The sequence below is a fragment of the Cytobacillus dafuensis genome (assembly GCF_007995155.1).
Lineage (GTDB): Bacteria > Bacillota > Bacilli > Bacillales > Cytobacillaceae > Cytobacillus > Cytobacillus dafuensis.
This window is the reverse complement of record NZ_CP042593.1, coordinates 4,339,085-4,356,107: the sequence shown is the minus strand read 5'-3', so window position 1 is coordinate 4,356,107 and position 17,023 is coordinate 4,339,085. Positions and strand designations below refer to the sequence as shown.

16 protein-coding genes and 2 pseudogenes are annotated in these 17,023 nt (G+C 36.2%); 14 read left to right on the top strand and 4 right to left on the bottom strand.

Annotation, left to right across the window (positions count from 1 at the left end; all coding sequences use genetic code 11):
• The first annotated feature begins 62 nt into the window (after positions 1-62).
• From FSZ17_RS23560 to FSZ17_RS20750, 3 genes are all read left to right on the top strand, one after another.
• Positions 63-212, top strand: a complete 150-nt coding sequence (locus FSZ17_RS23560; RefSeq protein WP_156416283.1) for a hypothetical protein — start codon at positions 63-65, stop codon at positions 210-212.
• Positions 213-238: 26 nt separating this feature from the next.
• Positions 239-394 carry a DUF1259 domain-containing protein gene (locus FSZ17_RS24155; RefSeq protein ID WP_082625431.1) on the top strand — a complete coding sequence of 52 codons (156 nt, stop codon included), beginning with the start codon at positions 239-241 and terminating at the stop codon, positions 392-394.
• A gap of 604 nt (positions 395-998) precedes the next feature.
• Positions 999-1,769, top strand: a complete 771-nt coding sequence (locus tag FSZ17_RS20750) for a class I SAM-dependent methyltransferase (protein WP_057776393.1) — start codon at positions 999-1,001, stop codon at positions 1,767-1,769.
• A 327-nt stretch (positions 1,770-2,096) separates the two neighbouring features.
• Here the strand turns inward: FSZ17_RS20750 and FSZ17_RS20745 are convergent, their stop codons facing one another.
• The 4 genes from FSZ17_RS20745 to FSZ17_RS23825 all read right to left on the bottom strand — a co-directional run bounded on the left by FSZ17_RS20745 (position 2,097) and on the right by FSZ17_RS23825 (position 5,047).
• On the bottom strand, positions 2,097-3,332 hold the full coding sequence (locus FSZ17_RS20745) for an IS110 family RNA-guided transposase (RefSeq protein ID WP_057776996.1): 1,236 nt from the start codon (positions 3,330-3,332) through the stop codon (positions 2,097-2,099).
• Between the two features lie 368 nt (positions 3,333-3,700).
• The gene (locus FSZ17_RS20740; RefSeq protein WP_057773910.1) at positions 3,701-4,213 is read right to left on the bottom strand and encodes a DUF3231 family protein; all 513 of its coding nucleotides are present in this window, start codon (positions 4,211-4,213) and stop codon (positions 3,701-3,703) included.
• Between the two features lie 338 nt (positions 4,214-4,551).
• Positions 4,552-4,740 (bottom strand): hypothetical protein, encoded by a 189-nt coding sequence (locus FSZ17_RS23830; RefSeq protein ID WP_228460248.1) that lies wholly within the window; start codon positions 4,738-4,740, stop codon positions 4,552-4,554.
• Positions 4,715-5,047, bottom strand: coding sequence for a hypothetical protein (locus tag FSZ17_RS23825; RefSeq protein ID WP_228460247.1), 333 nt, complete (start codon positions 5,045-5,047; stop codon positions 4,715-4,717). Before FSZ17_RS23825 ends, FSZ17_RS23830 begins: the two co-directional genes overlap by 26 nt.
• A 420-nt stretch (positions 5,048-5,467) precedes the next feature.
• Between FSZ17_RS23825 and FSZ17_RS20730 the strand changes: the two genes are divergently transcribed.
• The 11 genes and pseudogenes from FSZ17_RS20730 to FSZ17_RS20680 all read left to right on the top strand — a co-directional run bounded on the left by FSZ17_RS20730 (position 5,468) and on the right by FSZ17_RS20680 (position 16,988).
• Positions 5,468-5,977: a DinB family protein gene (locus FSZ17_RS20730; RefSeq protein WP_057773908.1), complete on the top strand. Its 510-nt coding sequence runs from the start codon at positions 5,468-5,470 to the stop codon at positions 5,975-5,977.
• Between the two features lie 550 nt (positions 5,978-6,527).
• Positions 6,528-6,872 carry an ArsR/SmtB family transcription factor gene (locus FSZ17_RS20725; protein WP_057773906.1) on the top strand — a complete coding sequence of 115 codons (345 nt, stop codon included), beginning with the start codon at positions 6,528-6,530 and terminating at the stop codon, positions 6,870-6,872.
• 15 nt (positions 6,873-6,887) lie between these two features.
• Entirely contained in the window at positions 6,888-8,186 is a 1,299-nt protein-coding gene (locus tag FSZ17_RS20720) for an arsenic transporter (RefSeq protein ID WP_057773903.1), read from the top strand.
• Positions 8,187-8,207: 21 nt separating this feature from the next.
• On the top strand, positions 8,208-8,627 hold the full coding sequence (gene arsC / locus FSZ17_RS20715; RefSeq protein WP_057773901.1) for an arsenate reductase (thioredoxin): 420 nt from the start codon (positions 8,208-8,210) through the stop codon (positions 8,625-8,627).
• A gap of 87 nt (positions 8,628-8,714) precedes the next feature.
• Entirely contained in the window at positions 8,715-9,080 is a 366-nt protein-coding gene (arsD, locus tag FSZ17_RS20710; RefSeq protein ID WP_057773899.1) for an arsenite efflux transporter metallochaperone ArsD, read from the top strand.
• Positions 9,081-9,096: 16 nt separating this feature from the next.
• Positions 9,097-10,865 (top strand): annotated as a pseudogene (gene arsA, locus FSZ17_RS20705) (arsenical pump-driving ATPase).
• A 23-nt stretch (positions 10,866-10,888) separates the two neighbouring features.
• A pseudogene (locus FSZ17_RS20700) lies at positions 10,889-11,038 on the top strand (protein-tyrosine phosphatase family protein); the annotation flags it as partial.
• A gap of 21 nt (positions 11,039-11,059) precedes the next feature.
• Complete coding sequence (locus FSZ17_RS20695) at positions 11,060-11,335, top strand: hypothetical protein (RefSeq protein ID WP_057773897.1); 276 nt, start codon at positions 11,060-11,062, stop codon at positions 11,333-11,335.
• Positions 11,336-11,754: 419 nt separating this feature from the next.
• Complete coding sequence (locus FSZ17_RS20690) at positions 11,755-14,070, top strand: xanthine dehydrogenase family protein molybdopterin-binding subunit (RefSeq protein WP_228460246.1); 2,316 nt, start codon at positions 11,755-11,757, stop codon at positions 14,068-14,070.
• 612 nt (positions 14,071-14,682) lie between these two features.
• Complete coding sequence (locus FSZ17_RS20685) at positions 14,683-15,444, top strand: glycoside hydrolase family 25 protein (protein ID WP_057773895.1); 762 nt, start codon at positions 14,683-14,685, stop codon at positions 15,442-15,444.
• A gap of 488 nt (positions 15,445-15,932) precedes the next feature.
• Positions 15,933-16,988: a Cfr family 23S rRNA (adenine(2503)-C(8))-methyltransferase gene (locus tag FSZ17_RS20680; RefSeq protein ID WP_057773893.1), complete on the top strand. Its 1,056-nt coding sequence runs from the start codon at positions 15,933-15,935 to the stop codon at positions 16,986-16,988.
• Positions 16,989-17,023 lie beyond the last annotated feature (35 nt).

The window sequence follows — 17,023 nt, the reverse complement described above, 5'->3', positions numbered from 1 at the left end:
CATCGCACTAGGAGAGGTTGATGGACGACCTCCAATCTCTTACAGTGAACCTTTAATAGAGGGTGAAATGGTTAAACTCACAATTGAATGTACAAAGTGCTGAGACGATTGAGATTGATGAACAGAAAACCATTAATAAAGTAATTAAGGAAATCAACCATTCAAGAAGAGAAGGTACACAAGAAATGGAGTTCGAAATTGGACATCGATAGAAAAGGAAATAGGTAAACAAGGTGTAATGAAACCAGATGATATATTTTATATCAGCCTCCTACGTAATGATTTGAAAGTAACTGTTAAGGGAATACCAATCCGCACTGGTTTGGCTTTAGGAGGTTGGGTGGCATTTAAACAAATGGGTAACCAAACTTATCGGATATTTTTATATGGGTAGTAATGATTATTAGCGCAGCTTTAATAAATGCTGTATGTTTCTATGTGTTTAATATATTGCTTTTTAAAAAATATAGACAAAGCTGATTTAACCCTTTAAATAATTCTATTGTTTTCAAGAATTATTGAACGGGTGCGTAAGTGGGATAACAAAAGACATAACATATTAGTCATATATAATATGTTATGTCTTTTATTTAAACGTAAATAAAAAGACCCAAACTAATGAAAGTTTGAGTCAAAAAAACTACAACATTTGCTTTTGTGAAAACTTAATCTTTTTAATTTGTTAAAATAATTATAGTAGATAAGAGGTGTAAAAATGAAGAGATAACTTTATTTATGAAGAAATAGGAACCTTTAATGCTGAAAAGGCTACTAAACGACTTATAGAATTAGCACTGAAGATTAAGAAAGATGATAATAAGAAGTAGCCTCATTTGCTGTACATATATTAATTGAACTAGTCCTTGGATGGCTATTTATTTTTCTAAGCCATTTTCAATATCAAAACAAAATGGGAAATAAATTTCGTTGTATCAAAACTCAGCTATCTATCACAGATTAATAACCATATGTAGAAAAAACATATAAGGATGGTACTTATGGTGAGGAGAACAAAATATAAAACATGGATTCGAATGAAAAAACTGACTCTATTTTTTTTAAGCTCATTGCTTCTTCTTTTGGTAGTATTGTTCCCTATTAATATATATTTCCGTGTCTTGGCAGGAATTTTAGCATTTCCCTTTTTATACATTACATTCGTGCTTTCTTATTCTATTTATCAATTCAGTTCAGTCGGAGGAAATTATCAGTCTAAAATACATGACTTGATTGTTTCTAAAGTGAACTGTAACGGAAAAGGAACAGTATTGGATATAGGAGCAGGCAGTGGTTCCCTTATTATCAAATTAGCCAAGTCTTTTTCTGAGACTTGTTTGACTGGAATAGATTATTGGGATGAAAATTGGGAATACTCGAAAGCTCTATGCCAACAGAATGCCGAAATAGAAAGAGTTTTTGATAGAATTGATTTTCTTAAAGCAAGTGCTTCAGAACTTCCTTTTAAGGATGGTCAATTCGATATAATTGTAAGCTGCCTGACATTCCATGAAGTAAGAGATGAAGAAAATAAAACCGATGTTATTAAAGAAGCATTAAGAGTATTGAAACCAGGCGGACAATTTGTCTTTTTGGATTTGTTTATGGATGAAAATTTGTTCAATGGCGAAAAAGAACTCTTGAATGATTTAAAAGAACAGGGCTTATCTAAACTGAATAGCTGTGAACTTTCTCAAGAAATGAAATTGCCAAAGGTTTTATTAGGAAAGAAAGTATTAGGAAACGCAATGATATTGAGCGGGAAGAAATAAGAATTATTAGGAATTACTCTATTTTTACCAAATTAAGAAGTCTCAAGTTTATCTTTAGAAATAGGAATAGGTTTGAGATTTTTTATCTGGGAATTTTAAACGTAAATGGAGAACAAGAAAGTTTGTGAAAAAATGAACTTAAACTAGCGAGGGCGTTTGTGTTTAATAAGACATGTTCTTATGATATTCCACAAAACCAGCCAATAGTTGTCAACATTTTTCAATAAAAATATAAAAAATATCATGTTATACTAAATTTGTGCATACCAAATAACCGTCCAAACACTATATTTGGAAGGTTCTGGACTACTTGGTTAAATTGTTAAATCAAGCTAAATCTAGGAAAGATGTTTTGTTTTTTAAAAGTGCATAAATCCAATGTAAGAGTTTGTTTGAACAAGCTATCACAGCTACTCTAAAAGGTTTTCCTTCTTCCCGTTTTTTATCATAAAACGCTCGTAATTTCTTATTACGAGGAAGGATCTCATCCGTTGTTTTCTGTTTGCGACAGTCACGAATAGCACATTTAACAGCCATATACAAAGCTTGACGTAGTCTGCTAGAGCCTCTTTTGGTAATTCGATTGTAAGTACCTTTGAATGTGCCAGATTCAAAGACACTTGGATCAAGACCAGCAAATGCGACTAGTTTCTTAGGGTGATTAAACCTTTCAATTTCCCCAATTTCAGAAATAATCGTGGCTGCGATTTTTTCACCGATACCGGGAATTGATCGGATAATCTTAGATTCTTCAATACTTTTTGCTAAAGCATCTATCTCATTTTCAAGCATGGATAGATGTTTTTTGTATTCAAAGAGCATATTAATATACATATCTAAGCTAAGGGCAAGACTAGAGTATAAAGCCTTCTGAAAAGGGTTTTGAGCTGCGGCAGTCATTAGCTTTTCAGCCTGTTTGTTTGCCCATTGTAGTGAACGAGTATTACAGAATTCTTTTATTTTAGTTGTTAATCTTTCAGTATCACCTTTCAAGACATCTTCTGAAGTAGGAAATGCTTGTAATGTTTTTAAAGAAACATCCGAATATAAGTCTCCAAAAACCTTACTATATTCAGGAAAAACTTGATCCAATACTGCCTGAAATTGTAGTTTGGTTTGTACAAACATGCCTGTAATATTATCGTGCTGTCTCGTAAGATGACGTAAGTTCATAAGTTGGATACCGCGCTTTTTATAAGGTTCTAAATCCTCTTTATAATACAGCTCGCAGAGGTGATTGGCATCAATGATATCTGTTTTTACCTTTCGCAAACTAGAACTTTTTGCTTTATAAGAGATTAGTGGATTTACGATAATGATTAAATAGCCTTTTTCCTCAAAATATTGAACAACCGGTGTGTGATAATGACCCGTTGATTCCATTACAAGAGGGGGACGTTCTCCTGAAATATCTTCTATTTCTTTAATAAAATCTAATAAACTAGCTAACCCATCAAGATCATGTTTTACTTTGAAACTTTTCCTGTAGGGCTTCTTTCTTTCCAAGTATGCTTGAATCTGACTTTCACCTTTTGCCACATCCAGACCAACGACTGGATTCATTAAAATTCCTCCTTCAAAAATATAATAGCCGGTAACCCCTAAATCCTCCTCATAGTGTCATAGCTTCGCTTGTTATACGAGATCATTGTCCCAACCAGCCTCAAACATGTTTCTACAAGTAGGGGGCGAACTGTTTTGCGGACGGGGTCTTAGCCCCACGGGCGCGAACGTTCTACCCTGGCTACCGTTATCATATATCGATATAAAAAATGGTCAACCAGAAATATTTTCTGGCTGACCTTATAATACGATCGGGCGCGATTGCGAAATATAGAGCAGTCGCTTTTTTACTAACGGGCAGAATACTTTAAGAACGAACAGGGAGCAGACAAAAACCTTGCTCCCTCTTTATACTAGTTTTACATTAACTAACAACCTTCAGCTTTATAATGGTGCAAGGGTGGTGGAATTAACCATCCTTTTTCTTTATTTAATCGTAGAACTTTAGCTCCAAGTGCTGCCTTTTGAACATGAAACTGACCGAACATCATAGCAATGTCTTCTCGAATGCATTGCCCCATAATTGTACTACATGCTACTAATCCTGCTGCAATGCCCGCCGAAAGCATTGCAGCTATTTCAGGGTCTGCAAAACGTGCTCCAGCTGGAATGTCATCTAAGCAAGCTTTAGGTCGATCAGGAGGTGTTGGAGGTAATCCAATACCATTTGCTTTTAATAAAGTTTCAATCTGTTTGATTTCTTGTTGTCCACCCTGAATAGCTTCCTCAAGTAACTTTTTCAAATCTTCATCACCTGCATGGTTTAGGTGAGTTTGATAACCTGCAATTGCCCCTTTAGCCATTAATAAAAACGACCATGTGCTAAATACTTCCCCATAGTGCATGGGTTCATCTGTTGGATTTCCACTTAAAATTCCCATTGTAATCCTCCTAATGAAATTCATAATTAGTGCCACCTTTCTTAAAAGCACATACCTTTATATTTCTCAATCAATTGATATTAATTCATTATTTTGTTTGTAAGTTTTTTAAAAGTCGTAAGGTCACCAAACAAAGTCGTTATGTAATTAACTGGGTTCAAGAGTAAAACAAGGTTGTACTGTTATGTTTAGCTGTTTTGCTTATTTAAGTGACGGATGTGATTGTTCAAGAAAAGCAGTCGCATCTTGTGCTAACGGGGCAGGTTTGTTTAACAAGTACGGGTTTAAACAAAAATAAAAACAGCCGATATCTTAAATCGTCTGTTTTATAAATTGAATTAATTATTGGTAAAGGTAAATGTTTCTTTTAAAGGTCTACCTTCATTATTTTCAGTCCAGATAATTTCAACCTCTATTTCTGTGGCTTTTTCAGCTACAAGAAAGTTGCGATGTTTATAAGAACTGCCCATATTCATATTTTTTGCTAAACCAACAGCCCGTTCATATAATTTTTCGTTGCATTCCATTTCTGGAGGGCAACTGTGTAGAGCGTATTTCCTTATGGAACTTAGGTTCATTTCTATATAAGTTAATATATAAAGAATCTACATTTGTTCCAATCTTATCAATCTTTACTGAGTATGTGTGAAATTGACCTTTAACTGGCTTGGCTAAATCCTTTCCCTTTTCAGCTTCTCCAATTTGAACAGACCACTGGTTAGATTTTTGAACTATTGGCAACTTCTCAAATGTTATAGCTTCTACTTTTAGCACCGTTGAGATAAAAAATAACAATATAAAACTACAAGCTCCAAGAACTAACTTTTTAATCATGATACACCCCTTGTAAAAAATTAGGTTTATTTTGCCCCAAACTAAATTAGTTATCCATTACTTAAGATCTTGTTGAACTAAAGGGGGCTTTTGTTCAATAAGACTTTATTATAATCTTCAACAATCGGGCGCAATTCTGCAGCAAGAATTACGCTCTTTATTTATTTTAAGGGCCATTATATTGAATAACTTATTGTGGAGATTATGGAAATTTGAGATGATTATTATTAAGTTAAAGGGCAGTTTAGCGTGGCCACCGACCAACTAAGTGGTTGCTTACTCTCAATTATTAGAAGGAAAGTTTTATCCTTTCGCGAATTCATTATACATGCCGAAATTACGAAATTTGCAAAAAAATTGCGGTAGAGCATTGGAAAGAGCATTTTAATTTTCTATAACTCCATAGAGAGGTGATTACGCATGAATCAAAGACCGTCAGAAGAAGAATATGCCGGGGGCTTCGGAGAGTATATCCGGTTGGTGCCGGAAGGCAACATCATCGACATTCTGCTCGCCCAGGAAAAGCAAATGACCGAGCTGCTGGCATCGTTGACCGAAAGCCATGGCGCGTACCGGTATGCGGAAGGAAAATGGACGCTGAAAGAAGTCGTGGGCCACATCGCAGACGGAGAACGCGTCATGACCTACCGCCTGCTCCGGTTCGCAAGAGGGGACCAGACGCCTCTGTCCGGTTTCGACCAGGAATTGTTTATGCCTCCTTTCGGAAGCTGGACAACCGCGCAATTGGCCGAAGACTACCGGGCCGTACGGCAATCGACGATCACACTGCTGCGCGGGTTACCGGCGGAGGCGTGGTCCCGCAAAGGCACAGCCAACAACGCAAGCATTACGGCGCGCGCCCTCGCGTACGGCATCGCAGGACACGAGATTCATCACATGGGGGTCATCCGAAATCGGTATTTGAGTTAGTTGTCCGGAAGATCGGGACGGAAGCTGCGCGGAAAACGTGGCTTTCGTTCTTTCTTTATGGCAGCCTTCCCGCCCCGTTCATAGACTGGTATGAAAAGAGGACAAGACGGGTTGAAAAAAGCAGCAGCGATTTGTTGCAGACTGGATTTTGTCTATAAATGAAAAGCAAATAATAATCTCAAACAAGAAAAAATCAAGGCCTCTTCGTTAAGCTAACGAAGAACGAGAGCTCAATACATCATACGAATGACAAACAAGGATTGGTGGTTATTCCGCAAAAGGGCGCTTTAATTGAATACGGATCACAGAAATGATCAATCTTTTATTCAAAACAGGCTTCTTCTTTTTGACCATTTATCAGGTTATTAGTATCAATTTGATTAAACATTTTCTAAAGCAACAGTAATAGCATATTTTTTAGAAATGCGGTAATGAACTATTAGTTTATTATCGTTTTTTTGTTAACAAAAAATTTACACAAAATGTTTGCAATCGATATATAAGCGAATTATTATATGTTTATACTCAGATGAATATAGGAGGTGCATTTATGCAAGTATCAACTGTTGAAATAGAAAAAGCCGCAACAGTAATAAAATTGTTGGGCGATAAAACACGCCTAACCATGGTAAAAATTTTAGATTCTCATGATTGTTGTGTTTGTGAATTTGTTGAAATATTTAAAATTAGCCAGCCTGCAATTAGTCAACATTTACGAAAATTAAAAGACTTAGGAATCGTGAAAGAAACAAGAAGAGGACAATGGATTATTTATTCATTGAATAAAGATAGCGAGTATTATCTATTGGTTGAAAATATACTTCAGTATCTTCCAAGTCAAGATTATAAGTTACAAGAACTTGAAGAACAGGGATTAAGAATCTCGTGTGAGTAATAGGAGGTTTATGCAGTGACATCCGTAATTTTAGCATCATTGATTTTCTTAATAACACTTATTTTAGTCATCTGGCAACCAAAAGGTTTATCCATTGGTTGGTCTGCCTGTGGGGGAGCTATCCTAGCATTAATCGTTGGGGTTGTCGATTTTAAAGATGTAATAGACGTGACATCCATTGTTTGGAACGCAACATTAACGTTTATCGCCATTATCATTATTTCCTTAATACTTGATGAAATTGGTTTTTTTGAGTGGTCAGCACTTCATATGGCAAGAGCTGCAAAAGGAAACGGAGTACGAATGTTTATCTATGTGGCGGTCCTTGGAGCATTAGTGGCAGCCTTTTTTGCGAATGATGGTGCCGCACTCATTTTGACCCCAATCGTATTAGCGATGGTTCGAAATATAAAGTTTAATGAAAAAATGGTTTTTCCATTCATCATCGTAAGTGGATTTATTGCGGATACTACATCTCTTCCGTTAGTCGTAAGTAACTTAGTAAACATAGTGTCGGCAGACTTCTTTGGAATTGGATTTGCAGAGTTTGCTTCAAGGATGATTATCCCAAACTTCTTTTCGTTAGCTGCTAGCATATTGGTTTTATATTTATATTTCCGTAAAAGCATTCCAAAACAATATGATCTTTCTCAATTGAAAAAGCCAGTGGAAGCTATTCGGGATAAAAAAATGTTTCGATTATCTTGGATTGTGATAGGGATCCTATTTATTGGCTATTTTTCTAGTGAATTTACTGGTATTCCAGTATCGATAATCGCTAGTATCGTCGCAATCTTTTTCCTTATCGTGGCTAGAAGAAGTCATGCTGTTAACACCCGTACTGTTATAAAAGGTGCACCTTGGGCAATCGTATTTTTCTCAATTGGAATGTATGTTGTTGTTTATGGCTTAAGAAATGTTGGGATGACTAACATTTTAGCCGAACTTATTCAAGTAATAGCCGACCAGGGGTTATTCGCAGCTACAGTTGGAATGGGATTTATCGCAGCTATTCTTTCATCTATTATGAATAATATGCCAACAGTCATGATTGATGCATTGGCCATTACAGATACAAATACAAGTGGAGTAATAAGAGAAGCACTTATTTATGCAAATGTTATTGGGTCTGATTTAGGTCCTAAGATCACGCCAATAGGTTCTCTAGCAACTTTATTATGGCTGCATGTCTTATCACAAAAAGGAGTTAAAATTTCATGGGGAACCTATTTTAAAACGGGAATTGTTTTAACCATTCCAACACTGTTTATTACATTAGTTGGTTTATATATATGGTTGATAATCATTCACTAATTAATGAAGGAGAAATATATGATGTCTAAAAAAACAATATATTTTTTATGTACTGGGAACTCTTGTAGAAGTCAAATGGCAGAAGGCTGGGCAAAGAAATATCTAGGCGATGAGTGGAACGTGTACAGTGCAGGAATTGAAGCACATGGATTAAACCCAAATGCTGTTAAAGCTATGAAAGAAGCAGGAGTGGATATCTCTAATCAAACATCAGATATTATTGATCCTGAGATCTTAAATAATGCTGACTTAGTTGTAACATTATGCGGAGATGCTGCTGATAAATGTCCAATGACACCTCCTCATGTTAAACGTGAACACTGGGGCTTCGATGACCCAGCAAAAGCAGAAGGTACAGAAGAGGAAAAATGGGCTTTTTTCCAACGTGTCCGTGATGAAGTTGGAGAAAGAATCAAGCGTTTTGCTGAAATAGGAAAATAAACAATTAAATAACCAAGAGATATCTCTTGGTTTTCTTTTAACATAAATATAAGCATATGCTTATTTGATATTATAGGAGGATTTAATATGAAAAAAGTTGAAATTTTTGATCCTGCAATGTGTTGTTCTACAGGTGTTTGCGGTCCCAGTGTAGATCCAGAATTAAGTAGAGTGGCATCAGCTATTTATTCATTAGAGAAAAAAGGCTTTGATATCAAACGATACCAACTAACAAATGATCCTGGTAAATTTGCTGAAAATATTGAAGTAAATAATGTTTTACATGAAAAAGGACCTGATGCCTTACCAATAATATTAGTAGACAATCAGGTTGTAAGGGTGGGGAGCTATCCTTCAAATGAGGAATTTGCAGAATGGTTTAATGTAACACCAGATGAACTAACAGAAAAGCCAAAAGTTCGGGTTTCTATTGATATAAACTCACTGAAATAAGAAAGAAGGGGAAATCATGTTTCAAGCTTTCCATCCAAAGAATATAGTTAATACGCCCTTTCTATTTTTAACTGGAAAAGGGGGAGTAGGAAAAACCTCAACGGCTTGTGCAACAGCTGTGGCACTAGCTGATAGTGGGAAAAAGGTGTTGCTGATTAGCACAGATCCAGCCTCCAATTTGCAAGACGTATTTGGTTTAGTGTTAACAAACTTACCACAAGCAGTTCCGAAAGTTGAAAATTTATTTGCAAGTAATTTAGATCCGGAGGCTGCAGCAAGAGCTTATCGTGAGAAAGTTGTCGGCCCAAATCGTGGAAAACTTCCTGAATCGATTGTGGCTACAATAGAAGAACAATTATCAGGTGCTTGTACAGTTGAGATTGCAGCATTTGATGAATTTACAAATTTGCTTACAAATGCTGAAATCGTTAAACAGTATGATCATATTATTTTGATACGGCCCCAACTGGCCACACATTAAGACTTTTACAGCTTCCAACAGCTTGGAATGGTTTTTTAGATGAGAGTACACATGGTGCTTCATGTTTAGGTCCTTTATCAGGATTAGCTGATAAAAAAAATCTTTATTCAAAATCAGTAGAAGTTTTGTCTGATCCTAGCATGACCACTTTACTACTAGTAACAAGGCCCGATGTTTCGTCCCTTATTGAAGCTGACCGTGCATCAAAGGAATTGAAAGAAATCGGTATAAAAAACCAAATACTTATCGTCAATGGGCTTCTTCAGACACATCTTAAAGAGGATGAAGCATCATCTGCCTTATATCATCGACAAAGGAATGCATTAAAGCAGATTCCAGAAAATTTAAAGCAGAATGTAATTTATTCTTTGCCGTTTGTATCTTATTCCCTAACAGGGGTGAAAAATTTAAGATATTTATTCAAGCCAAACTTCATCCCCTCAATGGAGTTGCCTTTTGAAAATGAATTTGAATATCTTCCGAGATTGAATGGAGTAATTAATGATATCTCATCTAATAATACAAGACTGATCTTTACGATGGGGAAGGGTGGTGTAGGGAAAACAACGGTTGCTTCCGCGATCGCAGTTGGTTTAGTTGAGAAAGGGCATCGGGTGCACTTAACAACAACTGACCCTGCTGCACACCTTAGTTACCAATTCCAAAGTGATCGACTAAATCAAAACTTAACGATCAGCAGCATTAGCCCAAAAGAAGAAGTTGAAAAATATAAAGCTGATGTTTTAGCTAAAGCAAGTAAAGACTTAGACGAAGAGGGGCTTGCTTATTTAGAGGAAGATCTTAATTCTCCCTGTACAGAGGAAATAGCAATTTTCCGAGCATTTGCTGAAGTAGTAGCCAAATCTGAAAATGAAATTGTCGTTATTGACACAGCACCGACAGGACATACCTTACTGTTGTTAGATGCTGCTCAGTCTTATAGTAAAGAAATTGCCAGATCAACAGGAGAAGTTCCTAAGAGTGTATTAAAGTTACTTCCTCGAATTCGAAATCCTAAAGAAACAGCTGTTGTGATTGTCACACTTGCTGAAGCAACACCTGTGTTAGAAGCATCACGATTACAAGATGATCTCAGAAGAGCAAATATTGATCCTCAATGGTGGGTTATTAATCAAAGTTTGTATGCTACCGATACAAAAGATCCTTTATTAAGAGGGAAAGCCGCAGCAGAAAAAGAATGGATTCAGGAAGTGAATGAAAAACTAGCAGAAAAATGCGCGATAATTTCTTGGCAACATGAAGAAAAGATTGGGTACGAAAAGCTAAAAGACTACATTAATTAATGGGTAGATGAATGATTTTATGTACTGGGACGGTTGAGATAGGAACACTCTTAGCTTTAAGGAAAGCTAGCAACATTGAAGAAGCAGAAGAAATAGCTAAAACAGTACGACCAAAAATTAATGTAAAACCAGAGATGAAGGAAACTTTGAAAAGAATATTTCCAAATGCATAGAAAGACTAGGAGGAGAAATAAATGAAAATTACAGACGGAGCTAAACAATTATTGGAAAATATATTAAGTCAAAATGATGCAGAAGGGATTCGCCTAAACTCAGTAGCTGGTTGCTGTGGACCGCAATTTACGATTTCCTTAGAACAGCCACAACAATCTGACAAGATTGAGATGGTAAACGGAATTAAGGTGGCAGTTGATGAACAGATTACTGCTACCGAGGAATTAATTTTAGACAAAGAAGAAACCCAAGAAGGGGCAGGATTAGTCTTAATAGGTGCAGGTAATTGTTGTTAGTCAACATAAGAAAAAACAGTAGGAGAAAATTGAATTATTTTCTCCTACTGTTTTTTTATGGACTTTAAATACGCTCTTGAAAGAAATAAATAACTCAGAGTGTAACTCTTTAACTAAAGTGGCAGAGAAAATTGGTTGTGACCGTAAGTTACTATATATAAAATTCCCCCATGAATCTAAAAGAATAGTTGAAAACAAAAGGAGTTATACCTCATAGAGGGGTCCCTGCAGAACCAAAAGAATCAAATATTAATTCAACTGATAACAACTAGCCACTATTCCTCCACTTGTCGAATGTTTGTACTTAAATTACTCATATGGTTTATTTCTACGGAGCTGTATTTATCTTTATGTACACGAATATTAATGTATTGGGAATGGGAAGGTTTCGTGAAAATCTAGGGTTAGGAGGGAATAACTTGGATGTAATTGGAAAAAGTGTCATTCGTAAAGACTCGTGGGATAAAGTGACAGGCCGGGCGAAATACACTGCTGATTACCAATCAGTCGGGATGCTTTCTTGTACAAAGGTCATCAGTCCATATGGGCACGCTAGGATCACTGCGATTGACACGACAGAAGCGCTAAAAATACCAGGTGTTAGGGCGATTATCGCAGGAGAATATTTTCCACTCACAGGTGAGGCCATCCGCGATCGCCCGCCGATTGCTGTTGATAAGGTCCGTTATCACGGAGAACCAGTTGCACTAGTTGTCGCTGATACTCCAGCACAGGCTAAGAGAGCAGCTTACCTGGTTAAGGTCAACTATGAATTATTGCCAGTAGTAAATTCACCTACACAGGCGTTCCAAAAGAATGCTCCCCTCGTCCATGAAAAGTTAGGTGAATACAAAAAGGAGGAGGATTCACACCCGGTTCCGGGAACAAACATTGCAAACCTTATTAAAATTCGCAAGGGCAATATGGAAAAAGGATGGTCTGACAGTGAGGTAACAGTAGAAGCGAGTTATTCCTTTGCACCTTCGGACCATGCCGCAATGGAAACAAGATGTTCAACGTGTGAGATTTTACCAGATGGAACAATCAATATAACGACCTCGTCTCAGGCACCTTTTATGGTCAAAACACTTTTAGCTGATTACTTTGGTGAGGATATAGGGAAAATTGTTGTTCACACGCCGTTTGTTGGAGGAGCCTACGGTGGAAAGGCACCCGTTCAGCTTGAGATACTTGCCTACTTAGCATCGAAGGCTGTTGACGGCCGACCCGTAAAGGTTTTCAATACCCGTGAGGAGGATATTATTACATCTCCATGTCACATTGGTTTGGATGCAACAGTTAAAATTGGAGCCGACCGTAACGGGAAAATTAAGGTTATGGAAATCCTTTATTTGTGGGATGGGGGTGCCTATTCCGATAAAGCCATTGATGTAACGAGATCAGGGGCAGTCGACTGCACTGGTCCCTATAATGTTGAGAATGTCTGGTGTGATTCATACTGTATGTATACCAATCATCCGTATGCATCCCCATATAGAGGATTTTCTCATTCCGAGCTTTCTTTTGTGATTGAAAGAACATTGGACTTACTATCACAAAAACTGCAAATGGATCCGCTTGAACTCCGTTATATAAATGCCATTAGGCCAGGAAATACAACACCGACAAGGGTTCTTTTAAATAAAAGCAATTTAGGAGACTTACCACAGTGTATTGAGAAAGTAAGACACTTAATCAAGTGGGACGAAGGGGCGATTAAAGAGATAGATGAACGTTTTGTTAGAGTAAAAGGCGTAAGCTGCAGCTGGAAAACGTCAACGATTGATGCCAACGCTCCCTCGGGCGTTATTTTAACATTTAATCGGGATGGAAGTATCAATTTAATGTCAGGGATTATCGAAATTGGAACTGGGACTAAGACTGTGTTAGCTCAAATTCTCGCCGAGAGACTTAAAATGGATATCGATAAAATTCATGTTCGAATGGAAGTAGATACCCAGACAATGCCAGAACATTGGAAAACCGTTGCCAGCAGGGGAACATTTATGGCAGGTAGGGCTACCTTAAATGCCGCAGACGATGTGATTAACCAATTAAAAGAAGTGGCTTCATGTGTGTTAAGAGCACCAAAGGAAGATCTTGAAGTGGCAAATAGTCGAGTATTTTTGAGGGATGATCCATCCATTGGGCTTCATTTTAAAGATATTGGTTATGGTTATAAGTATCCAAATGGTAACGCTATTGGCGGTCAAATCATTGGCAGAGGAAATTATATATTACGTCATATAACGTATTTGGATCCTGAAACCGGAGCTGGGAAGCCTGGTCCGGAGTGGTCTGTTGCGGCATATGGAGTAGAGGTAGAATTCGATCGTATAGATTATACTTATCGACTTGTTAATGCTGCGACGGTAGTGGATGCTGGCAGGGTGATGAATGAAAAAGCAGCATTAGGTCAGGTTATGGGGGCAATGAGTATGGGGCTTGCATTCGCTGGGAGAGAAACATTTTATTTTGATCATTTAGGGAGGGTTTTGAACCCGCAGCTTCGGACGTATCGCCCGCTCCGCTATGGAGAGAATCCTAATTATTTGGTTGATTTTGTTGAAAATCCACAGATTGATGCACCATACGGAGCCCGTGGAATAGGAGAACTAGGGTTAATGGGAATGCCTGGGGCCCTCGGGAATGCATTGTCTGTGGCCGCTGGTGTTTCGCTTCATAATCTTCCCTTAATTCCAGAATTGATTTGGAAAGCAAAGGTGAGGCAATAATGTATATCCGGTGGAAAGAAGTAGAGTACCATTTGAAGGGCGAAGGGCGTCATTTGTAATGCCGTTATTTTCCTTATACTGACAATGAGCTGATAAACATTATGTCCTTCAGCACGATAAAGGTGATAAGAAAACTGGGCTTCAACAAAAATTGAATGAACAAGAAACGCCGTAGCCATGCGGCTTTTTTTTTGTTTACATAATACATTCGGGAGGTGTTCTGGAAACAATGCATACATATGAAGGAATAGGGATTTCTTCATCACTATTTAAGAGAGTGAATAACGATTCATAGTAATTTATGAACAATTACACTTAAAGTAAAGGGGGCTTATCTTGAATAAGGTTAATCTCAATGATCTTCAATAATCGGGCGCGTATATTTAGGAACGCGTCTTTTTTATTTATCGGTCCATTTAGTTGAACAAGGAGTTAGAGGCTTTCAAATAGAATAGATAATAAACTCTAAGAGACTTTTTGCTACACATTTTAGATCATTTTAGATTTAAAGTGGATTCTTATGGATTACAAAATTATTTTTTTCTTTTGATGAGTCTTCCCCTCTGCTGAAGATGAGTAAAATAAAAATAAATCAGAATGGTGTGAAAGAAGATGATATTTGAAAATATAGATGTAAAAAAGAGAAAACGAAAAATATTTGTTTATTCTATCTTTTTTTTTATAGGTATAATATTCTTGACCATTTTATTGTGGTATCAAGGTATCATTATTCCTAATGCTTCCAGTGCAAAACATTATCCTGTGAAAGGTGTAGATGTTTCATCTTATCAAGGTGAAATAGAATGGGCACAAATTCAGGAACAAGACTTAAAATTTGCCTTTATTAAAGCCACAGAGGGGAGCACTTTTGTCGATAAATATTTTGAAAAGAATTGGAAAAGTGCAGAAAATACTACCCTACGGATTGGAGCCTACCACTTTTTTAGCTATGATAGTGAGGGCAAATCTCAAGCTCAGAATTTTATTAAAACAGTGCCAATTAGTGAACAAGCATTACCACCAGTAATTGATGTTGAGTTTTATGGTGATAAAGGAAAAAATCCTCCTTATCGTAGTCAAGTAGAAAAAGAGCTTCATACATTGGTGAAAATGCTTGAAGAACATTATGGAAAACGTGTAATTCTTTACACTACGCGAAAGGCTTATGATCTGTATATAAAAAATAGTTTTGAACAATGCGACATATGGATAAGGGATGTTTTTACCAAACCCTCGTTACCAGATAAACGAAAGTGGACATTTTGGCAGTACACAGACCGAGAACAATTATATGGATATAATGGAGAAGAAAAGTACATAGATGTAAATGTTTTTTATGGTAGTGAAAAGGAATTTATAGAGTACGGAAATTAAAATTATTTTATTATATGGGTTATTCCATAATAGGGCTAGATTGTTGAATAAAAAGTTATATTGTATAGTGAAAATTGTGAAGAAATTCACTAAAACGTTTTACAATAATTCTCGAATTACACTTTACATATACTCACTTTTATGTTAGTTTACTCAATAATAAATTTGACAAAAGGAGGTGCAAGCGATGTTAACTATTTTTAGAATTTTGTTTGGAAAAAATGCAAAAATTGGTAATTTCTTAGCAGACAAAGGGAGTAGTCTGTCCTTTTTTATGCTATACAACCATATAAAAAACAGTTATCGGAGCTTTGCACCTATGACAAAATACAAATGAATGACTTTATTTATTTGTGCATATTTTGATATTAATGTCTAGCACCGATAATTTTATAGGTGCTTTTTGTGTTTTTTTTAACTTAAAGGATAGATAAACTCCCTTCTATTTACTCACAAAAAATTTGAGAGTCTTATGGAAGGTGAGAAACATGCAATTAAGACAAATTAATAAATATAGAAGAATAAAAGAATTCTTAAGGGAACATAATTACCCTAATTTTAGAATGAAACAAATATTGAATGCCATTTTTAAAGAAAGAATAAATAAATTCAACGAAATTAATGTACTTCCAAAATCGTTAAGAGAAATTTTAGTTAAGGAATTTGGAGATTCTATTTTAGATGTTGTTCCTTTAAAGGAACAACATTCTGAGCAAGTCACTAAAGTATTATTTGAAATTTCAGGAAATGAAAAAATAGAAACGGTAAATATGAAATATAAAGCTGGGTGGGAATCATTTTGTATATCTTCTCAGTGTGGATGTAATTTTGGGTGTAAATTTTGTGCAACAGGTGACATTGGATTAAAAAGAAATTTGACTTCAGATGAAATAACTGACCAAATCCTCCATTTTTACTTACAAGGTCATTCAATTGATAGTATTTCTTTTATGGGGATGGGAGAGGCGTTATCCAATGTACAGGTTTTTGATGCCTTAGATGTACTTACTGATCCTACGATGTTTGCTTTAAGCCCTCGTAGGTTATCTATTTCAACTATTGGTATTATACCAAGTATAAAAAAAATGACTCTGAATTATCCACAAGTCAATTTGACGTTTTCGTTACATTCTCCTTTTAATGAACAACGAAGTAAATTGATGCCGATTAATGATAGGTATCCATTATTAGATGTAATGGAGACATTAGATGAGCATATACGAATAACATCAAGAAAAGTATATATTGCTTATATTATGTTACCTGGTGTGAATGATTCTATTGACCATGCTAAAGAAGTAGTAAGTCTATTAAAAGGTCGATATAAAGAAGGACGTTTATATCATGTAAATTTAATCAGATATAACCCAACCGTCAGTTCTCCTTTAAGGTTCGGTGATGTTGATGAAGGTCATGTTGTTAATTTTTACAAAAAATTAAAGTCATCAGGTATTAATGTGACCATTAGAAGTCAATTTGGAATTGATATAGATGCTGCTTGTGGTCAATTGTATGGGAATTATCAAAAGAGCAACAAGCAGTAATTTGAGGTGAAAATGATGCTGAATTGTATTCCATA